The sequence below is a fragment of the Streptomyces sp. NPDC005794 genome (assembly GCF_042871445.1).
Lineage (GTDB): Bacteria > Actinomycetota > Actinomycetes > Streptomycetales > Streptomycetaceae > Streptomyces.
On record NZ_JBIAIN010000033.1, the window covers coordinates 20,035 to 37,613 of the forward strand.

Genomic DNA, 17,579 nt, shown 5'->3' on the forward strand with positions numbered 1-17,579 from the left:
GGTGAAAGTGGTGACAGCCACCCGACCGCTCGATTCCAGCAGGCCGGTGGGGTGGGAGCAGAGGTCGCACCGCGCAACTCAGCGTGCCGACCTTGGCTCTATCGACCACACGCGAAGCCACTTCTCGACGGCTTCGGGATGCGCCGGCCGGGCCTGGACCTCCATCTCGACGAGTACGGGAGGCGTCTCTGACCCGGGTCTGCCTGTCGGCAACGGAGCCGAACCACCGCGCCACCCGACCCCGAGCCAGCGTCTTCTTCTTCGACCCACGCCGATGCCGACGGCAGTCGGTGCCGCAGAGCGCCGTCCACCTCCACCTCATCGACATCGCGGCCCGCCGCCAGGCGTTCGCGCCTCCTGAGCTGCCCGAGAAACGCTGCTCTTCGTCATCGACAGAGCCACGAACTCGGCACCCGCCAGGCCCACCACGGTCGCGGCCGCCCCTCCGGTACGTGCACGGCCTTGGAGGTGCCGCAAGGGCGGGCGACTGTGCAAGGTCTCCGTACACCGAGGCACCGCAAGCCGAGTTCACGCCGCCGAAGCAGCTACTCAGGGCTCCTCGCGGACCAGCTGCTCACTGCGAACAGACCCCACAGGCTGGCGCCTTGATGCATCTTCACCCTGGTACCGGACCCTACTCCACCTGGCTGCGCCTTTGCGTAGCCAGGTGGATCTGTATAAGATTCTGGCTATGGCATGCCATAGTCAGCTAGTGGGCGGCCGGTCCTGAACCGGTCTCCGGGACGCCTCCCGTACAGGCCAGCGGGGCCTTTAGGCATGGAACCACCCATGTTCCGGTTTCCGTACCGTCGCCTGAGTCCACCAGCTCGCCGACCGCGGGCCATAGTCCTCCGTGGACTTCCTCGTCACCAGCAGCACGATCACCGGTCTCTGCACGGCCGCCCCCGGTCGCGGCAGTCATGACACTCAGAAAGGACACCGCAAATGTCCACACAGGAAGACCGCCTCTTCCTCATCACCGGCGCAACGGGCACCACGGGCAAGGAGACGGTGCGCCTCCTGCTGGAGCGGGGGCACCGCGTACGCGCCCTTGTGCATCGGGAGGACGACCGTTCCCGCGCACTGGCTGCCGCCGGCGCCGAAATCGCCGTAGGGGATCTTCTCGACTTCGATGATGTGAGCACGGCAGTGCGCGGAGTCAGCGGCGCATACTTCTGCTACCCCATCGGCCCCGGCCTGGTGGACGCGACGGTCATCTTCGCTCAGGCCGCCAGTGAGGCCGGTGTCCGGTCGGTGGTCAACATGTCACAGATCTCGGCACGGCGGGAAGCAGTCAGCAACGCCGCACGACAGCACTGGCTCTGCGAGCGCGTCCTGGACCGCACATCACTGCTTACCACTCACCTGCGACCGACGTTCTTCGCCGAGTGGCTCATCTGGTGGTGGGGCCTTGAGGACGGCAAGGGCGTCCTCCGCCTCCCGCTGGGAGAAGGCCGCCACGCTCCCGTCGCCGGAATCGACCAGGCCCACGTCATCGCCGCCGTGCTCGAGAACCCGGAGCCGCACGACCGCCAGGCCTACCCTCTGTACGGACCGGTCGAATTGGACCACCACGGCATCGCGGATGCCATTTCCACAGCGCTGGGCATCCCGGTCAGCTACGAGCCTGTCAGTGTGGCCGAGTTCGCCGAGGGCCTGGCGTCTCTGGGCAAGTCCGCCCACCTCATCCAGCATCTGAGCAATGTGGCCATCGACTACCGGAACGGCATCTTCCAGGGAACGAACAACCTCATCGAGGTCGTCGGCGACCGCACCCCCCTGTCCGTCGAAGCCTTCGTCGATGAGCAGCGGGATGCCTTTGCCCAGAGCGGCTCGCACTTCGTGCCCGCTGTGAAGTCGAAGAACTGACGCATGACCACTCCTGAGGCCCGAGGGAACCTTCTGCGGTACCTCCGGGCCCAGTTGAGGCCGGAGGACATAGGTATGTCCTCCGGCCTCAACCGGCGTCGTGTCGAGGGGCTGCGGCGTGAAGAGGTCGCCAGGGCTGCCGGCATCAGCCTCAGCTACTACACGCGTCTGGAGCAGGGGCGGGTCCACAACGTCTCACCGGACATTCTCGATTCACTCGCCCAGGTCATGAGAATGACCGCTGCGCAGGCTCAGGAGTTGCATCATGCCATTGACCACGCCGAAACCCAGCGGACTGGTCCTGCCCGGAGCCGTCGAACCGATCGCCAGGCGGTCGCTCCAGTTCTCACACAGACACTGGACGCCCTGGCCGGCACCCCTGCTCTGATCATTGACCGCAGCATGGCCGTGCTCCGGTGGAATAGCCTGGCAGGCTTGCTGCTGGGCGACTTCGCTCTTCTCGAGAAGTCCGAGCGCAATATCGCCAGGCTTGTCTTCCTGGACACTGGCTGGGGGCGCTCCCTGTTGGCCGACCGAAGCAAATATGCCCGAGTCTGCGTGGACAATCTGCGAAGGGCAGTACATGACAATCCCGATGACTCCGCCCTTGTCGGCCTGATCGGCGAACTATCCGTCAAGAGCATCGCCTTCCGGCACCACTGGGCTCAGCAACCGAGGAAGGAGAGAGGTTCGCCCGCAATAGTCATTCACCATCCGGCCGTCGGCCCTGTGCAGGTCGCGGTGGACGCACTGTGTATGGCGGACGCTCCACATCAGGCTCTGCTGGTGCACCGCCCTCTCAACACCGCCTCCGCAGGGAAGCTTCACCTGCTCGTGGACGCGCCGGAGGACGACCTGGGCGCGACGTCTCACGCCCCTACCGCCGTCTGAGGGAACATGCAGGCGCTGCGGCAGGTCGTGAGTCCGTCCCTGAAATGTCAGCACGATCCTGCCGAAGACCTCGCCGCCGTCCGCCTTCTGATGTGCCAGGACCGAGCCCGAGGGCTTCGATCACGAGATCACCTTGCTCCATCCGCGCACCGTATGACGGGCACCGGCCCTCAACTCGGGCACCGCAGCAGGTGTGATAACCATGAACCGGACGACGTTGCAGGGGCCGACCGGGAAGGGTGGGCCGTGGGCAAAGTACCCCCAGCAGCCGAGACCGGCCTGGTCGACTCGGGGGTCGTGGGGCCCTGCCGTCAGCAAACCCCGGCTCCAGCCAACCGATCTCCGGTGCCGGCACCGGCCGGCATGCGATGGCTGGGATCACCGAACCTTTCTTGGTGATCCTTCCTGCCGCCGACACCCGCTTACTCCTTACCGAGAAGCTTCCTTACGGTCTGCACGATTTCCTCGTTGGTGTACGCGTGACGGCCGATGCCCCATCCACCGGGAACCGCCTCGGTCAGCGTCACCCATGTACGCTCCGAAAGCGAGTCGTCCCCTGCCGCCTTGGCTATGAGTGCGGAGATGTCCCTGACGATTCCCAGCTGCTGGTCACGGTCCAAGGCGCCGGCATTGGTGATGATATTGACCCGCACGTGGTCACTGCTGCCACCGGCGGTGGAGAACGCCTCCGGATCCAGCTCGTGGATGAAGGCCGCGGTGTTGTCGGTGAAGAAGGGAATGACCGGAACCTTCTCCCAGCGCATGATTGTTTCAGCCAGCTCCTTGGCCAGAGCCTTCTTATCGCTGAAGATCCCCACGGGGGCGTACACGTCGAGCATCGGCATGATATAGGTCCACATCTGTGAGTGAGTGGTCTCAGGACGTATTGATCGGCAAGCAGCAACTGACACACGTCGTCACTTGCTCTCCGGGTCGCATTACTCGCACGCCGGCACACCGACGGCATGAGTCACGATGTTGCCAAGTCAGGGGACTCGTCGGCAGTTCAAGACTGACTGACACCGGACTGACATGATCTTCCCACAACATCTCGGCGAGAAGTGTCCGACGACAGCGGCAGCGCGGAGGTCGTTGCGTTGCCCGATACGGTACTTACGGGTCATCAGGAGATGATCGGTCGGGGGCACGAGACTCCAGAATCCGGTCACCGGTCCGGTCATGCCATCACCTCTTCATGAACAGCCGGTATCTCGTGACCTCTTCGAAGCCCATGCGTTCATAGACCGGGGCCCCCAGGCTGCTGGCCTGAAGTGTTCCGGTCCGCAGTCCCTGTTCCCGTCCCGCGTTCAGTGCAGCGGTTGTCAGCGCCGTGCCTATTCCGCGGCTTCGGTACTCCGCAAGGGTGCCGACGACGTAGACGCCGGCGATACCCTGGTGGATGAACAAGGCTGCAGTGGCCACGAGTTGGTCATGCAGGTAGCCGGAGAAGCGGACCAGGGTGCCGGATATCCCGGACCTGGTCGACTCAAGACACACTATGTCCTCGCGGGGCGCCCGTATCCCGAAGGCGGACACGTAGCAGCTTACCCACTCCGCCAGTTCGGCCGCGCTCTCCACCTTCCGGATCTCAAGCCCGACGGGAAGCGGGGAATTTCGGACACGGTCGAGCTCAATCGCCATGACGGGCATGGCTCCGACGTCTGCGTAGCCGTGCTCAACGAGGCCTGCGGTGGTCAAGCCGTTACTGTCCGGCCCGACCCACCACAGCCACGGCAAGCCGGAGAACGTCCGCTCGATCTCCTCCAGTTCATCGGCTACGTGCTCACCGCCGAAGGAGACGATCCCGTTCAGCTGAGCGTCCACGACACCGCTCCGGAACAGGGAGTATCCGTCTCTCCGTTGCTCCTGGACGCCGTAGCCAAGCCAGTACTCACGTGCATTCGCCAGGTACTCGGACACCATCCACTGATACGCCGGTCCGTCCATGATCCTTCCGTAATATGTCTGGTCCGACGCTATGCCGCGATCAGCGTGCGTGCGGCACGGCCGAAGGATGCCGCAGCCACACGGCCGTCACTGAGATAGCCCGCCACCATGGCGCCATCCCGCAAAGCCATCATGATGTCGGCCCCGAGCACAGGATCAGGATGGCCGCCCAGGCGCAGTGCCTGGACGATCACCTCGTGGAACCAGGAACGGTGCGTCAGAACTGCCTGATGAACGCTGCTCTGTGCGTCGGGATACTCGGCCGCGGCGTTGATGAAGGGGCAGCCGCGAAAGCCCGGCGCACAGATTTCCTGGCCGATTCCGTCAATCAGCAGGCCCAATGCCTCCTGAGGGCTGCCGGCGTGCGTCATGCCGTACTCGACTCGAGCGCGGATACGCTGGTCCTCCGCTTGGAGGTATGAGCTGACGAGGTCCTCCTTGCTCGGGAAGTGGCGGTAGAAGGTGGCTCGGGTCACCCGCGCTTCTTCAACCACCCGGTCCACACCGACCGCGCGGATGCCTTCGCCGTAGAACAACCGGGCGGCGGTGGACATGAGGCGGTCACGCGCAGCGGACCGCTGGGTGGTTCGCCGGAGGTCACGCTCGGCTGGCACAGTCATTTCGTACGGCCCTTCTCGAGGCGAGACTGCCCCGGCCAGGTGGAGGACGGCACACCGCGGCGCCCTCCACCCAGCCGTGGAACACGCGGCCGGGTGGAGGGCCGGGGCGGTCGGTGCCGCCAGTTACTTAGCGGTGGAACGCGCGGCCTGCTCGATGACGTGGGAGACCGCGGTGGGGTTGGTCAGCAGAACGGCGTGCGGGGCGTCGACCTCGCTCGTGTGTGCCTGGGCACGGTTCGCCATGAACCGCTCGGCAGCCGGCGGGATCAGGTGATCGCCGATCGCCACGAGGTACCACGAGGGGATGGTCTTCCACGCCGGAGTGCCGGTGGGCTCGCCGAGTGCCTGAGGGGTGATCGGGCGCTGGGTCGCGGCGAGTACGGACGCTTCGCGGGCGCTGACACGGTTGCTGAGGAAGACATCGCGGAACTTGTCTGACTTGATGTAAAGGTCGACGTTCGTCGTGCCGTTGTCGTCGAAGGGCACCGGGTTGAGCGCCGTCGGGATCTGGGCGTTCGGGTCGTCGCTGATGTGGCTGCCCGGGAACTTCGCGGTGAGCGCCGAGGCGTTCTCGCCCTTGTCCGGTGCGAAGGCCGCAACGTAGACGAGCGCGGAGACATGGGAATTGCCAGTCGCCGCCTGCGTGATCACGGAGCCGCCGTACGAGTGCCCCACGAGCACGATCGGACCGTCGATGGTCTTCAGGTAGTCGGAGAGGTAGTTGGCGTCACTGGACAGTCCGCGCAGCGGGACTGCCGGGGCAGCCACCTTGTAGCCGTCGGACTGAAGTCGCTTCGTCACACCCTTCCAGCTGGACGCGTCGGACCAGGCGCCGTGGACGAGGACCACGGTGGGCTTGGCAGCCTGGGAGGGGGCGGCCACGTCGGTGGCCTGGGCAGACTGGGTGAGAGCGGTGGCGGCAGCCAGCCCTGCCACCGCTGTCGCGGCAGCGATGGTGATGGAACGACGCTTCATGATTCCGCTTCTTTCTGGTAGCGCAGGTTGCGCGGGGCCACCGGCGGCGCCGGAGGCCCGATGGGGAACGCCTATCGCAGGACGTTGGTGTGGTCGACGGCCCAGGTCAGGGCATAGTCAGCGACTTCGCGCCAGCCCTCCTGCCCGATCGTGAGGTGGGACCGCCCGGCAAATTCCTGGTAATCGGTGATCGCCGCGGACTTGCCGTACAGGCGGGCGTTGGCACGGTTGACCTTGGGCGGCACGATGTGGTCGGCCCCTCCGGCAATGAACAGGAGCGGAGCGCGCTCGTCATTGCTGAAGTCAACGCGCGTGGGAGCCTGGGAGTTGAAGTTGGCGAACGCACCCTCGAACAGGACTCGTGCCGGCCCTGGGACGTGGTAACGCTCGTAGGCCTGCAGCGATTCCTCGGCACTGAGGGTGTTGGCGAACGCGTAATGGAACTGTTTCGCCGACAATCCCAGCGCCTTCCCCTTGTTGCCGGGGTTGCGAAGGACCGGCCAGGTCGACCTCAGGGTGGAGACGGGCAGGGGCAGTACGCCCTTGACAGCCGCCGAGTCGATGGCGACACCGGCAGAGCCGAGGCCGCGGTCGAGGAGCAGCTGGACGATGGTCCCGCCGAACGAGTGTCCGATCAGGATGGGAGGCCGGTCCATTCCCCGGATGATGGCGTCGTAGCTGTCCACCACTTGCTGGATGCCAATGCCGGCCATGCCCGAGGCGTCCGTCCTGAGGTCCTCGACTTCTCCCTCCACTCCCGGCCAGGCCGGGGCAGACACCTGAAGGCCCTGGGAGGTGTAGTACTCGACCCAGTGCTCCCAGCTGCGCGGAGTCACCCACAGGCCATGGATAAGGACGACTGGTGGGGCTTCCTGGTCATTGCTGAACGTCATATCGACTCCAAGAGGGAGAACGTTCCGTCTGTTCAGACACTAAGTGGCCCTCACTACTGAGTCAAGCCGCACAAGTCTGAAGTCAGTGCGACTTAGGTAACAAGCGTACTGTTTTTGGTTATAGCGGCAGGTGGGGCGCGATGGCGGATGCTCCACCCCCGCGCGCCGGGCCGGGGCGCCTGGCACCGATCAACCGTAGGAACGCAGGCCGTGAAATGCGCCGAGGGCCTGCAGGTAACCCGACGAGGTGGTCGGCCGCGCACTTGGCCGGACGTGGTCCTGACGGACGAGGCGTACTCGATCCCGCGTGATCCGCGACCACCTGCGCAAGCGCGGTTCCCGGGCGGTGATCCCAGGTCCTGCGGACCAGCAGGGCCACCGGGTGCGACAGGGCAGCCGGGGTGGCAGGTCAATTGCGTGCCGACTGCGTGACCTACAGCAGCGCAACACCGTCGAGCGGCGCACCGACCACCTCAAGCAGTGGCTCGGCCTGGCCACTCGCTACGGGAGGACCACGACCATCTGCTGGCCGGACTCCACGTCGCCGGCATCGTCGTCTGGTCCGGCCTGTGATCCGCCAGCTCAAGTGATGTTGAGCCCAACCGGAGACACTGCTCAGCCGGACGGCTGCGCTGGCGGGGGCACCGGTCCGGGTGGGTCGGCAGCCGGGGCAGGGGCAGATCGGCGTCGGAATCAAAGCCGGCGTTGAGGCGGCCGAGCATTTCCTGCAGCGTCAGGCCCGGCTGCACCCGCACGAGCACGATGTCGTAGGTCACGGGGTGAATCTGCGCAGCCTTTGGCTCCTCGGCAAGACTGCGCCACCAGAACTGGCTCGCTCGGGGTGATCGGAAACGAGACCGCCGAGCAGGTGATCGTCGTCGATGCTGCAATTGGTCAGTCCACAGTGATCCAGATAATTTCGGGCCTCCGGTGCGGTACAGCCCGACAACCGACGCGGTGACCCACCCTCCGCCGACAGGCCGGTACGGATGACCCCACCGAGCAGCACGTCAATCGCCGGTGGCCGCCGCCGGGCAACTCACCAGGCAGCCCGACCGGCCCATGCCGCAGCTGGTCCGGCCGACGAAGGCACACGCCGACCAGCCCACCGACTGTTCAAGATTCAGATCTGTCAGACCTGGAACGGGCGGTCGATGGCGTGACTGCCGGGGGCTGTTCTCGGGGGCACGTGCCGACGGACGGGGCAGCGACGGTGCCGGGAAGACGGACACGGCGAAGGCGGTTTCCCTGCGGCTGTCCTGGGCTGCCTGGTCTTGGGACCATCCTGCGTTCCTTCCCCCTACCGGCTGTGCACCGAGTCGGCTTCAGCTGCGGTCTGTCCATGAGACCCCGACTTGACGGGGGTGGAGCTCCCGTCCGTCCTGGCTGGTCAGTTTCAGACGTGCGATCGGCTCGCCGGTTGTTCTGTCCACCAACGGCGGCGGGTTCTCGTCAGGCTCGAAAAGGTGGTCCTGGCCCCACTGACGCAGCGCGGCCAGCACCAGGCGGAGCGACTCCCCCTTCTCGGTCAGCACGTATTCCTGGTATGAAGTGCCGTCAGAGGCTGGCTGTGTCCGCAGAATGCCGTTGTCCACGAGGGCGTTCAGCCTGGCGGTGAGTACGTTCTTCGCCAGTCCGAGGCTCCGGTGGAATTCGCCGAAGCGGCATACCCCGTCCAGTGCGTCCCTGACAATCAGCAAGGACCACCAGTCGCCTACCTGATCCAGTGAACGGGCCACGGGACAATCGGCGTCCGAGAACGTCTTCCTGCGCACGTCGGGCACTCCCTCGTACCGGCACAGCCGACAGTGACACCTTCTGACGCCTACGTGTCATGAGGATGCCGCGGCTGTAGCAATTTCTACCTGCTGCTCCAAGACGGAGCGGCTGAGGATACATCTGAGACCGTCATGCTCGGTGAGCTCCTGCCGGCCGCGCCCTGTTCCGGAGGACATGGGCGGCCGTGGCAACGGCCAACACGGCGAAGGCCAGACTTGCTGCCGCGAGCACTGCCCAGATGACCGGGCGCCAGGCGGGTATGTCGGCGCCGTGCGCCCATCGTATGGCGAAATTGGCCGTAGCCGCGATGGGGAAGGAGAAGGTCCAGAAGCCGGTGTGGAAGTACTGCTGCCGCAGATCTGGCAGCAGGCAGATGATGATGAGCAGAGTGAAGGCCACAAGGCCGGCGAACCCGTATCCGACAGCGTCCACGGGGCCGGGGTGCGATGCTGTCCATGCCAGGCCCCCGATGGCCGGCGGGATTCCGAGCACCGTGAGCGTGGGACGGGCCCGCTGCGGCAGACCGGGGCTGGCCACCAAACTGCCGAGAACAACCGTACCGAAGGCGAGCCAGTACAGCAGTCCGACGGCGAATGCTCCGTCGGCAACCTCGGGAAGCTGCAGGGTGGAGGCCGTGATGCTGGCGATGAAGGGGCCCGATGACACAGGCAGCAGATAGCCCGGGTGAAGTGGGGAAGAGCTGAGCGTTCCGGTGAGCCAGTGGGCCAGCAGTCGCGCGGCGACCACTGCGGCCATCACAGCGAACGCCGCAAACGCCCAGCGCGCCGGATCAAGTCCGAATCGGGAAAAATGTCCGGCGAAGAGCATTCCGACGATAGGGACATAGGCTAGGGCGAATCCTTGGCCAGGGTGACTGAGGTCGTGCCGCAGATTCGCCCAGCGCGCTCCGCCGTGGCGAACGTACTCGGCCAGCAGAACCAACCACACCAGACCGCTGACAGCGAACAGCCCGTCACTGATACCGACGGGAGCGGAGACCGTCGCCGTGGCCGACTGCCAGGCTCCGCCGAGACCTGCGGCACCGAGCGAGACGGAGAGCAAGCCGATGCGCTCGGCACGTCTTTCCCTACGCAGGTCGTCCGAAGCGGCGGGGAATGCGGGGTTGCCGGTCGGTTCGTCCCGCCCCTTGTCTTCAGCGGCCACGTGGGGCATGCCAGATGGTGCGAGCATCCCGCCCGGTGTGTCTCGTTCCTTCTCTGCGGCGGCCAAGGTCGGCGGCGCGTCAGTCAAGCGTGTGTCCACGGGCGCTGCGCCACTGGCCACCGAGTTCATTGGGTACCTCATAACGTGCAGGCCTCGCACGGTCCCCGTGCCGGCCGACAACTTCGTCCAGCCGACCTCTTGGGGGCATCCCGCAGTCGGCCAACGGCCGTCCGCGCCGTGCGTGACGATGGGGGTAGTCGCCTGGCCTGCCCCGTCGGCCCGCCGCTGCGCCGATCGCAGCCGGTAGGTCACAGGAGTCGAGTCGAGCACCCGTGGGGCCGACGCCATCGTCGGGCAGGGCAGGTCGACAGCCAAGCAGTTTCGATATTAAACCAGTTGTGCCTGGTGAGCAACGCGCCATGGAATACAAGCAGAAGTCGGATATGCGATGCCACGATGAACGGCTGGAGTGGGACAGTCGCAGGATCGGAACCCGCAGACAGGGCAGGCAGAGAGAGATGAGTCGACGGGACGGGCGTCACGGGCTCAGGCCGCTGAGCACCGGGAGCAGATCGTCGCCGCTGCTTCCCGGCTGTTCCGGGAGCAAGGCTTCGAGGTCAGCCTGACAGAGCTCACCGGCACGGTGGGATTGACCACCGGCGGTTTCTGCCGACAGTTCGATTCGAAGGACACCCTCGCAGATGAGGCTACCGGCCACGCCTTCGAGGACCTGCGCGCCCTGCTCGACGGGTTCGAGGCGCCACATACCGGGGATCACGACGCGGCCCGGACCGCCTTGATCGACTACTACCTGTCTCCCGGGCACCGGGACGACACGGCACACGACTGCCCCGCATCCGGGCTGAGCGCGGACATCTCACGCAGACCTGCCCACTCGGAGGCCAGGCAGCACGTCGTGGAGGGGGTGCGAGAACTGTCCCGTTGGCTCGATCCCCCACTGGGATCCGCCTGTAGTGCCCGCCGAAGTCACCCCCGAGCGGCGAGCCTGACAGGGAAGCCGATCAAGCGACCGACGAGGCCCTCGCAGCGCTCTCCACCATGGTCGGAGCGCTCGTGCTCGCGCGAGCGACGAACGGTTCGCCCCTCTCGGAGCGAATACTGACATCAGCCCGAGCGTCGGCACCTCCCTCAGTCGACTGAGTCATCACACTGAGTGACACATGACCCAGCGCCCGAAGAATAGATGATGCAGGTAATCTATTTTCGTTCGCGTGCTGCTCACGCCTCGACAGCACGTCACCACTCACGCATGTGAAGGAGAAGCGCTATGAGGGCTGTAGTCGTTCGGCGTCCTGGCGAAAAGAACCCGGTGGAGGTCGTCGACCTGCCCGACCCCGGTCACCCCCGACCGGGCGAGGTACGGGTCCGGATACATGCAAGCGCTCTGAACTACCACGACAACATCGTCATGGCTGATCCCGATACGGCCGCGGACCATGTCCCGCTGGCCGATGGTGCGGGTGTGGTCGAGGCCGTCGGCGACGGAGTGACCCACCTCTCCCCCGGCGACTCGGTCGTCGGCCGCTTCTTCCCTACCTGGCAGGCCGGCAATCCAGTCGTCGACCACTTCGGGACCACACCCGGTATCGGGCTGCCCGGCTACGCGCGCGAGATCGTGGTGGCCCAGGCCGCGCAGTTCGACCGTGCCCCGCGAGGCTACAGCCACGCCGAATCCGCGACCCTGACCGTCGCCGGTCTGACGGCGTGGTCCGCGCTGATGGGCGACGGCGGGATCAGGCCCGGGGACACCGTCGTACTGCTGGGCACCGGCGGCGTGTCCATGTACGCCCTCCAGTTCGCCAAGCTCGCCGGCGCCACTGCGATCGTCACATCCTCGTCCGACGAGAAGCTCGAGCGCGCCCGTGCACTCGGGGCGGACTACGTACTCAACTACCGCACCGTGCCCGAGTGGGGAGACCACATCCACCAGTGGACCGGGGGCGGCGCAGACCTCGTCCTGGAAGTCGGCGGCCCTTCAACCCTCCCCCAGTCGATCCGAGCAGTCCGCATCGGCGGGAAGATCTCCATGATCGGAGTCCTGACCGGAATCTCCGGTGAGGTACCCACCGGAGAGATTGACATGAAGCAGCTCAGGCTGCGTGGTGTCCTCGTCGGACATCACCAGCAGCAGCGCGAGATGATCCGCGCCATCGAGGGGTCCGGGATCCGGCCCGTGATCGACCGCTCCTTCCCCCTCGATGAGCTTGGAGACGCTCTGCGCTACTTCACCTCCGGCTCGCACTTCGGCAAAGTGGTCATCGACATCTGATCGCCCATGGAAGACGCCGGTGGCGGTGGCACCCGACCCAAGTCGCAGAGCGGGAAGTCCGACCTGAGTCAGGCCCCGCGGCCAGGCCCGGCAGCGTGCACGGGTGACGCACCGAAGCTCTCGTACGGACTGTGGCTCACATCTCCCGGTCTCTATTTGCACCGATCGGTCTCAATGCCTAGGCTGCAGAGTGGGAGGTGCCCCAATGGCGCGAACGAAGAGCTTCGAACCCGCTGTCGCGCTCGAGAAGGCAATGCTCGAGTTCTGGCAGCACGGCTACGAACGGACCTCCACCGATACCCTGACCGCCGCGATGGGCGTCGGAAAACGCAGCCTGTACGACACATTCGGCAGCAAGCACGACCTGTATCTACGCACTCTGACCACCTACATCGAGCATGCGGAGGCCTCACACAGCGAGGCCGTCGAGGCAGTGCCCGGCGGCGGTCTCGCCGGAATCCGCGCCCTGCTGCGCTCACGCGTGGAGATCCACAACTGCCCGTCCGGCTGCTACGCAGTGAACGCCGCTACGGAGCGGCCGGACGACCAAGAGGTACTGCAGGCCGTCTCGGCCTACTTCACCCGCTCACGCGACGTCATCGCCTGGCTTCTGCGCCAGGAGGAGCGATGGGCGGGTGTCGGGGCGGAGCAGCGCGACAGCGCTGCCGATACCATCCACAACGCCTGGCTCGGCCTACGCGTTCAAGCGCGCCTGGGCTGCCCCGACCTCGAGCTCGACACAGGGACGGATGACCTGCTGACGCGCTTCCGCTAAGACGTTCCGTCGCCCCCGTCGCCCCCGTCGCGACGGAACAAGGGTGCTTCACATCCATCACCGCAGGACAAACCAGGGTGTCTTGCGCCCAAATTCCGCACCGATCGGTCTCAAGAGCTCTCGCTCTCCGTCTCCACACAGAAAGACGTATCCCCATGTCCTCACCGCCCTCCCACGCTCGCAACACGTCCAGGCATCCGCTGATCGCGGTCGTGGCCATCGCGCTCGGCGCCTTCTCCGTAGTCGTGTCAGAGTTCGTGCCAGTTGGCGCACTCCCGCAAATCAGCACCAGTTTCGGTGTCAGCGAGGGTGCAGCCGGCCTGCTCGTGACCCTTCCCGCCCTCTCCGGGGCCGTCGCCGCCCCCGTGGCCACAGTCCTCATGCGGCGTCTGGACCGGCGGCTTGCCATCATCGCTCTGACCTCTCTCATCGCCGTGACCGCTGTTCTGTCCGCCGCGGCGCCGAATTTCGCCACGCTGCTGGTATCCCGGCTGATCCTCGGTATCAGCATCGGCGGCGTCTGGGCCACCTCCGTCTCAGCGGCGGCCCGGCTCGTTCCCGCTCGCATCGTCCACACAGCGTCATCCGTGGTCTTCGGCGCCATCGCCGTCGGGTCTGTCGTCAGCGTGCCCAGCGCCAGCCTGATCGCCGATCACACCAACTGGCAGATGACGTTCGTCGCCGCCGCGGCCGTGGCGGTACTGTCCGTCGTCGTCCAGGTGCTCGTCCTTCCAAAGATCCCCGCGGCGGACCGAGTCACCATGGCCCACTTCACCCCGCTGCTGCGTTCCCTGCCCGCCGTCGTAATCCTCGCGGTGGTATTCCTCGTGGTCTACGCCCAGTTCAGCGCCTACACCTTCGTCGTGCCCTACCTGCACGACGTCACATCCCTCAGCACCGGCGCTGCCAGCGGCCTGCTGCTCGGCTACGGTCTGCTGACCATCGTCGGCAACTTCGGGGGCGGCGCCTTGCTCGGGCGCAGCATCCGCGGCACGGTTGTCGCCACCCTCGTCGCTGGTGTCGGCGGGCTGCTGGCGCTGAGCGCGGGCGGAACCGTCACGGCCGCGGTCTGCGTCGGACTCGCTCTGTGGGGTCTCTCCTGGGGGAACGCTCCCGTGGCCCTGCAGCACTGGCTCTACACGTTCGGCCAGGACAAGTTCTCCCCCGAGGCCGTCAATGCCTCATTCACCGCCGTCGTGCAGGTGGCTGTGGCAAGCGGTTCCCTGTTCAGTGGTGTGGCGGTCAATGCCTCCGGTGTCCGCAGTTCCGCAGTCATGGGAACCGTTGCCAGTGGCATCGCCTGCGCCGTTGCCCTCGTCTTCATGGCGGTCACTGCGCGCCGCAACACCACTGTGGCGAAGGAGCCCACGGTCGTTCTCGTCCAGGAGGACGCCCGGGTATCCGCTGTCGACTGATCATGGCTGTGGGCTTACGCCGGCGGTTAGGTATCAGCCTGCATGAGGATCCTGCATCGGACGAGTGGCCGATGCAGGATCCTTCGTCGCGCACCTGGGGAGAGCACACGACCTCAAGCGCTATCTGTCGTGTGGCGGACTACCCAAGAGCGAAACGGGCCGAGCCCCACAGAGCCCCACGGTTGATCCGGTCCGGGTAGATCTCCAACATGGCCTTGTAGAGCTCAAGTGGGGAGGTCGCCTTCTCCTCGAGTCGCGCGAAGTTGTGGATATATGCGCGCGTCTCACTGATGGCGGTTACCGTGTCGGCGAGCTTCGGGTCCTTGTGCCCGGCGACCACCAGGCGCGGGTTGAGGTTCTCGATCACGTCGAGGGCCGCGAGCCACTGCTCACGGCCCTCCTCGGGAGACTCCGACAGGTAGAGATGCACGTTGTTGTACACGGCGTCGCCGGCCAGGACCAGGTCGAGGGACGGTACGTGCAGACACGTCGTGTCGTCGGTGTCGGTGTGCCCCAGAGGGATGGCTTCCAGCCGGTGCCCCTCGAGTTCCATGAAGGCGCCCTGCATCGGTTCCGGCAGGACCAGATCGATCGGAATCTGGCCGGGGAATCGCGTGTTCCAGAAGGATTCCACGAATTCGGGACTGGCCTGCGCGTTCATACGTTCGACCACATGCGGAAACGCCAGCGCATGAGCATCGGGGAACGCCTTGAGGATCCGGGAGAGGCCGAACCAGTGGTCGCCGTGCGCGTGGGTGACATACACAGCGGCGAGCCGCTTGTCCCGGGCCGCGACCCACTCGACGAGGGCATCGGCCTGACTGATCGTCATCAGCGGGTCGACGAGGACGGCGTCACGGTCCCCGTAGATCAGCGTCGAGGAGATCGGCGACCACATGCGTCGATCCAGGTCTGGGGGCAGGTCGGTCACAGTGGTCGGGATCCCCGGTGCGACGAAGACCTCGTACGTCAGCTGACCCTGCGGCATGAACAGCTCCTTACTTCTCACGAAGATGCTGGTCGGGGCTCTGCGCGGCAAGCACCGACGGATGACCAGCAAAACATCCGCGTTACAAGTAAACCCTGTTTGCCTATAACATTTCTACTGGGAGCAGCGCATGTCTGCGCACGAGGGTGATCAGATTCCCGCGCGGGGGCACTCGAGTCAGGCACTGCGCACGGTCGGGCTGCCGGGTCCGAAGCTCACGCCGTTCAGGCAAGATGCCCCAGCCGAGCACGGAGTGCAGCCTGTCGGCAGAGGCCATAACCACATTGCCCGGCCCTCCGGCGCCAGCAGGGGTGCTGCCCCTGCATCCGCGCACGGCCAGCGAGCCGCTGCCCCGGCTCAGCAGTGCGGTCCAGCCGATGCCCATGACTTCACAGTTGTCGAGCGTGCCCCGTCCAGCGCCCTTCACGGGCAGACCTGCGTTCCCTCGGGCGGACTGCGGATGGCGTTCTGTCGGGTCGCTGCCGGAGAGGACGCACTTGAGATATGGAACACCACTGACTCAGGTTCTCATCGCGGGTACACGGGCGCGCCCCTCAGCGTCATCAGTATCGTGTTCTGTGGACGTCGGCGCACTTGCAGTTCGTATTTCAAACTGAGATACTCAGGCGACCATCCCAAGGGAAACGCTTCGTCGTGCGGCGCCCCCCGATGACGGAAGGTGCCGTCACGAGGGGTGCAGAGCCGAGAGGTCCTACCGTGGGGTCAGCTGGCCGGAGACATCTCTCGGCCAAGAGGTGTGGAGCTGTAGAAAACAGACCTGCCCTGCTTGCTCCTGCTGACCCGCCCCTGCGCAACAAGCGCTTCGAGGGTCGCTCGGACAACGGTAAGTTTTACGGGCCGCTCGGGATGGCTCTCAGCGATGTCGGTGGATACCTCCCCCGCCGATCGGGGTTCGGGCTGACCGGAAAGGTGACTGCACACAAGATCGACCAGCGTAGGCTTGAGGGCCCTGCCCGGCTCGGACATTCTCGGAGTACCCGACTGGTCGGGCCGCTGTGGCACAGTCGAACCTTCCGAGCCCGCGGTCGAGCCGTGAGGTGCAGGCACGTTGCCATCGATCTGGCCTCTGAGAGCCGTCTGCACTCCCAACAGCACCACGCGATTCCGCTGCAGGGCCTCCTGCCTCTGCCTCAGCGACTCGATTTCCTGGTCGATCCGCTCCTGCTCCTCAGTGTTTCTGGCAAGATCCTCTTCCACGCGAGCCACGTACCGTGCTGCCAGGTCTTCGGCTTCAACATTGATGTCAGGCACGTTCACTTGTCCTTCCGTCCGTCCCGTCACCGTGCTGGCTTGCCCCTCTGCACTTACGTCAGCGGGCTGACCGCCACAGGACACGGCAATATGGTCCTAGCTACAGCCTAGAATGGTACGCAACCAAGTTGCCTCCTCACGCATGCGGCCCGATGCACGTCAACCGGCACAGCAGGCCGCGCCATCAGCAGCCCTCGGACCGGCATCACCGCCACTCAACGGCCGCCGCATCGTCCACCACTGCTGTCGAGAGTGGCATCTCCCCCTCTTCGCGCACACCCGGCCGCGCACCGGAGACACAGTGGCGCAGGACGCTACGGGATATCAACTGCCCACCCGCAGGCAGCCTTCACCGGTTCGCAGCCGGTCCCTCACCCTAGTCGCGGCCAGGAGGAAAGCAGCAAGGATGTCCGCACAGGAGAGTGTGATCGCGGCAGCACGGAACCGTCGGCTGCCGGAAAGGTATGACTACTGCGATCGCCGCAGCAGCACCCATAGGCCCTGAGTGGCAGAGCGGAGCCGCGTCTATCCGAGGTCGTCAGCCGACTATCAGCCTTAGAGTCGTTACTCACAGTGTTTACAACATCCGGATGATCTGGCCTATATGCCGCGAACGGCAATCGAGATCATGCCGACATTGAACTGTCGCTGAGTCTGGCCAAACACTCGGAGCCGAGCGGCTGTGGGTTGGCAATACGGAC

General features: G+C 65.6%; 15 protein-coding genes. 6 read left to right on the top strand and 9 right to left on the bottom strand.

Translation table 11 applies throughout. From position 1 onward, the window contains the following. Positions 1-945 precede the first annotated feature (945 nt). On the top strand, positions 946-1,869 hold the full coding sequence (locus ACFYQ5_RS34655) for an NAD(P)H-binding protein (RefSeq protein ID WP_389203420.1): 924 nt from the start codon (positions 946-948) through the stop codon (positions 1,867-1,869). A gap of 3 nt (positions 1,870-1,872) precedes the next feature. Next, on the top strand, positions 1,873-2,760 hold the full coding sequence (locus ACFYQ5_RS34660; RefSeq protein WP_389203422.1) for a helix-turn-helix transcriptional regulator: 888 nt from the start codon (positions 1,873-1,875) through the stop codon (positions 2,758-2,760). Positions 2,761-3,182: 422 nt separating this feature from the next. On the opposite strand, the gene ACFYQ5_RS34665 is transcribed toward ACFYQ5_RS34660, so the two are convergent. From ACFYQ5_RS34665 to ACFYQ5_RS34695, 7 genes are all read right to left on the bottom strand, one after another. Continuing rightward, complete coding sequence (locus ACFYQ5_RS34665; RefSeq protein ID WP_389203424.1) at positions 3,183-3,605, bottom strand: 4-oxalocrotonate tautomerase family protein; 423 nt, start codon at positions 3,603-3,605, stop codon at positions 3,183-3,185. 340 nt (positions 3,606-3,945) lie between these two features. After that, the gene (locus ACFYQ5_RS34670; RefSeq protein ID WP_389203426.1) at positions 3,946-4,707 is read right to left on the bottom strand and encodes a GNAT family N-acetyltransferase; all 762 of its coding nucleotides are present in this window, start codon (positions 4,705-4,707) and stop codon (positions 3,946-3,948) included. Positions 4,708-4,736: 29 nt separating this feature from the next. Further along, positions 4,737-5,261: a TetR/AcrR family transcriptional regulator gene (locus tag ACFYQ5_RS34675; RefSeq protein ID WP_389203428.1), complete on the bottom strand. Its 525-nt coding sequence runs from the start codon at positions 5,259-5,261 to the stop codon at positions 4,737-4,739. 189 nt (positions 5,262-5,450) lie between these two features. After that, positions 5,451-6,302, bottom strand: coding sequence for a lipase family alpha/beta hydrolase (locus tag ACFYQ5_RS34680; RefSeq protein ID WP_389203429.1), 852 nt, complete (start codon positions 6,300-6,302; stop codon positions 5,451-5,453). Between the two features lie 71 nt (positions 6,303-6,373). Next, positions 6,374-7,195: an alpha/beta hydrolase gene (locus ACFYQ5_RS34685; protein WP_389203431.1), complete on the bottom strand. Its 822-nt coding sequence runs from the start codon at positions 7,193-7,195 to the stop codon at positions 6,374-6,376. Between the two features lie 1,325 nt (positions 7,196-8,520). Further along, positions 8,521-8,970, bottom strand: a complete 450-nt coding sequence (locus tag ACFYQ5_RS34690) for a winged helix-turn-helix transcriptional regulator (protein WP_389203432.1) — start codon at positions 8,968-8,970, stop codon at positions 8,521-8,523. 133 nt (positions 8,971-9,103) lie between these two features. Then, positions 9,104-10,138 carry a hypothetical protein gene (locus ACFYQ5_RS34695; protein ID WP_389203434.1) on the bottom strand — a complete coding sequence of 345 codons (1,035 nt, stop codon included), beginning with the start codon at positions 10,136-10,138 and terminating at the stop codon, positions 9,104-9,106. Between the two features lie 469 nt (positions 10,139-10,607). Between ACFYQ5_RS34695 and ACFYQ5_RS34700 the strand changes: the two genes are divergently transcribed. The 4 genes from ACFYQ5_RS34700 to ACFYQ5_RS34715 all read left to right on the top strand — a co-directional run bounded on the left by ACFYQ5_RS34700 (position 10,608) and on the right by ACFYQ5_RS34715 (position 14,618). Then, a complete protein-coding gene (locus ACFYQ5_RS34700; protein WP_389203436.1) occupies positions 10,608-11,261 on the top strand; it encodes a TetR/AcrR family transcriptional regulator in 654 nt (217 codons plus the stop codon). A gap of 165 nt (positions 11,262-11,426) precedes the next feature. Beyond that, positions 11,427-12,428 carry an NAD(P)-dependent alcohol dehydrogenase gene (locus ACFYQ5_RS34705; protein ID WP_389203438.1) on the top strand — a complete coding sequence of 334 codons (1,002 nt, stop codon included), beginning with the start codon at positions 11,427-11,429 and terminating at the stop codon, positions 12,426-12,428. A gap of 205 nt (positions 12,429-12,633) precedes the next feature. Next, a complete protein-coding gene (locus ACFYQ5_RS34710) occupies positions 12,634-13,203 on the top strand; it encodes a TetR/AcrR family transcriptional regulator (protein WP_389203440.1) in 570 nt (189 codons plus the stop codon). Positions 13,204-13,358: 155 nt separating this feature from the next. After that, positions 13,359-14,618 (top strand): MFS transporter, encoded by a 1,260-nt coding sequence (locus tag ACFYQ5_RS34715; RefSeq protein WP_389203442.1) that lies wholly within the window; start codon positions 13,359-13,361, stop codon positions 14,616-14,618. A gap of 139 nt (positions 14,619-14,757) precedes the next feature. On the opposite strand, the gene ACFYQ5_RS34720 is transcribed toward ACFYQ5_RS34715, so the two are convergent. Together ACFYQ5_RS34720 and ACFYQ5_RS34725 are read right to left on the bottom strand one after the other, a co-directional pair. Next, the gene (locus tag ACFYQ5_RS34720; RefSeq protein WP_389203443.1) at positions 14,758-15,606 is read right to left on the bottom strand and encodes an MBL fold metallo-hydrolase; all 849 of its coding nucleotides are present in this window, start codon (positions 15,604-15,606) and stop codon (positions 14,758-14,760) included. Positions 15,607-16,329: 723 nt separating this feature from the next. Then, positions 16,330-16,878: a hypothetical protein gene (locus ACFYQ5_RS34725; protein ID WP_389203444.1), complete on the bottom strand. Its 549-nt coding sequence runs from the start codon at positions 16,876-16,878 to the stop codon at positions 16,330-16,332. Between the last annotated feature and the right edge of the window lie 701 nt (positions 16,879-17,579).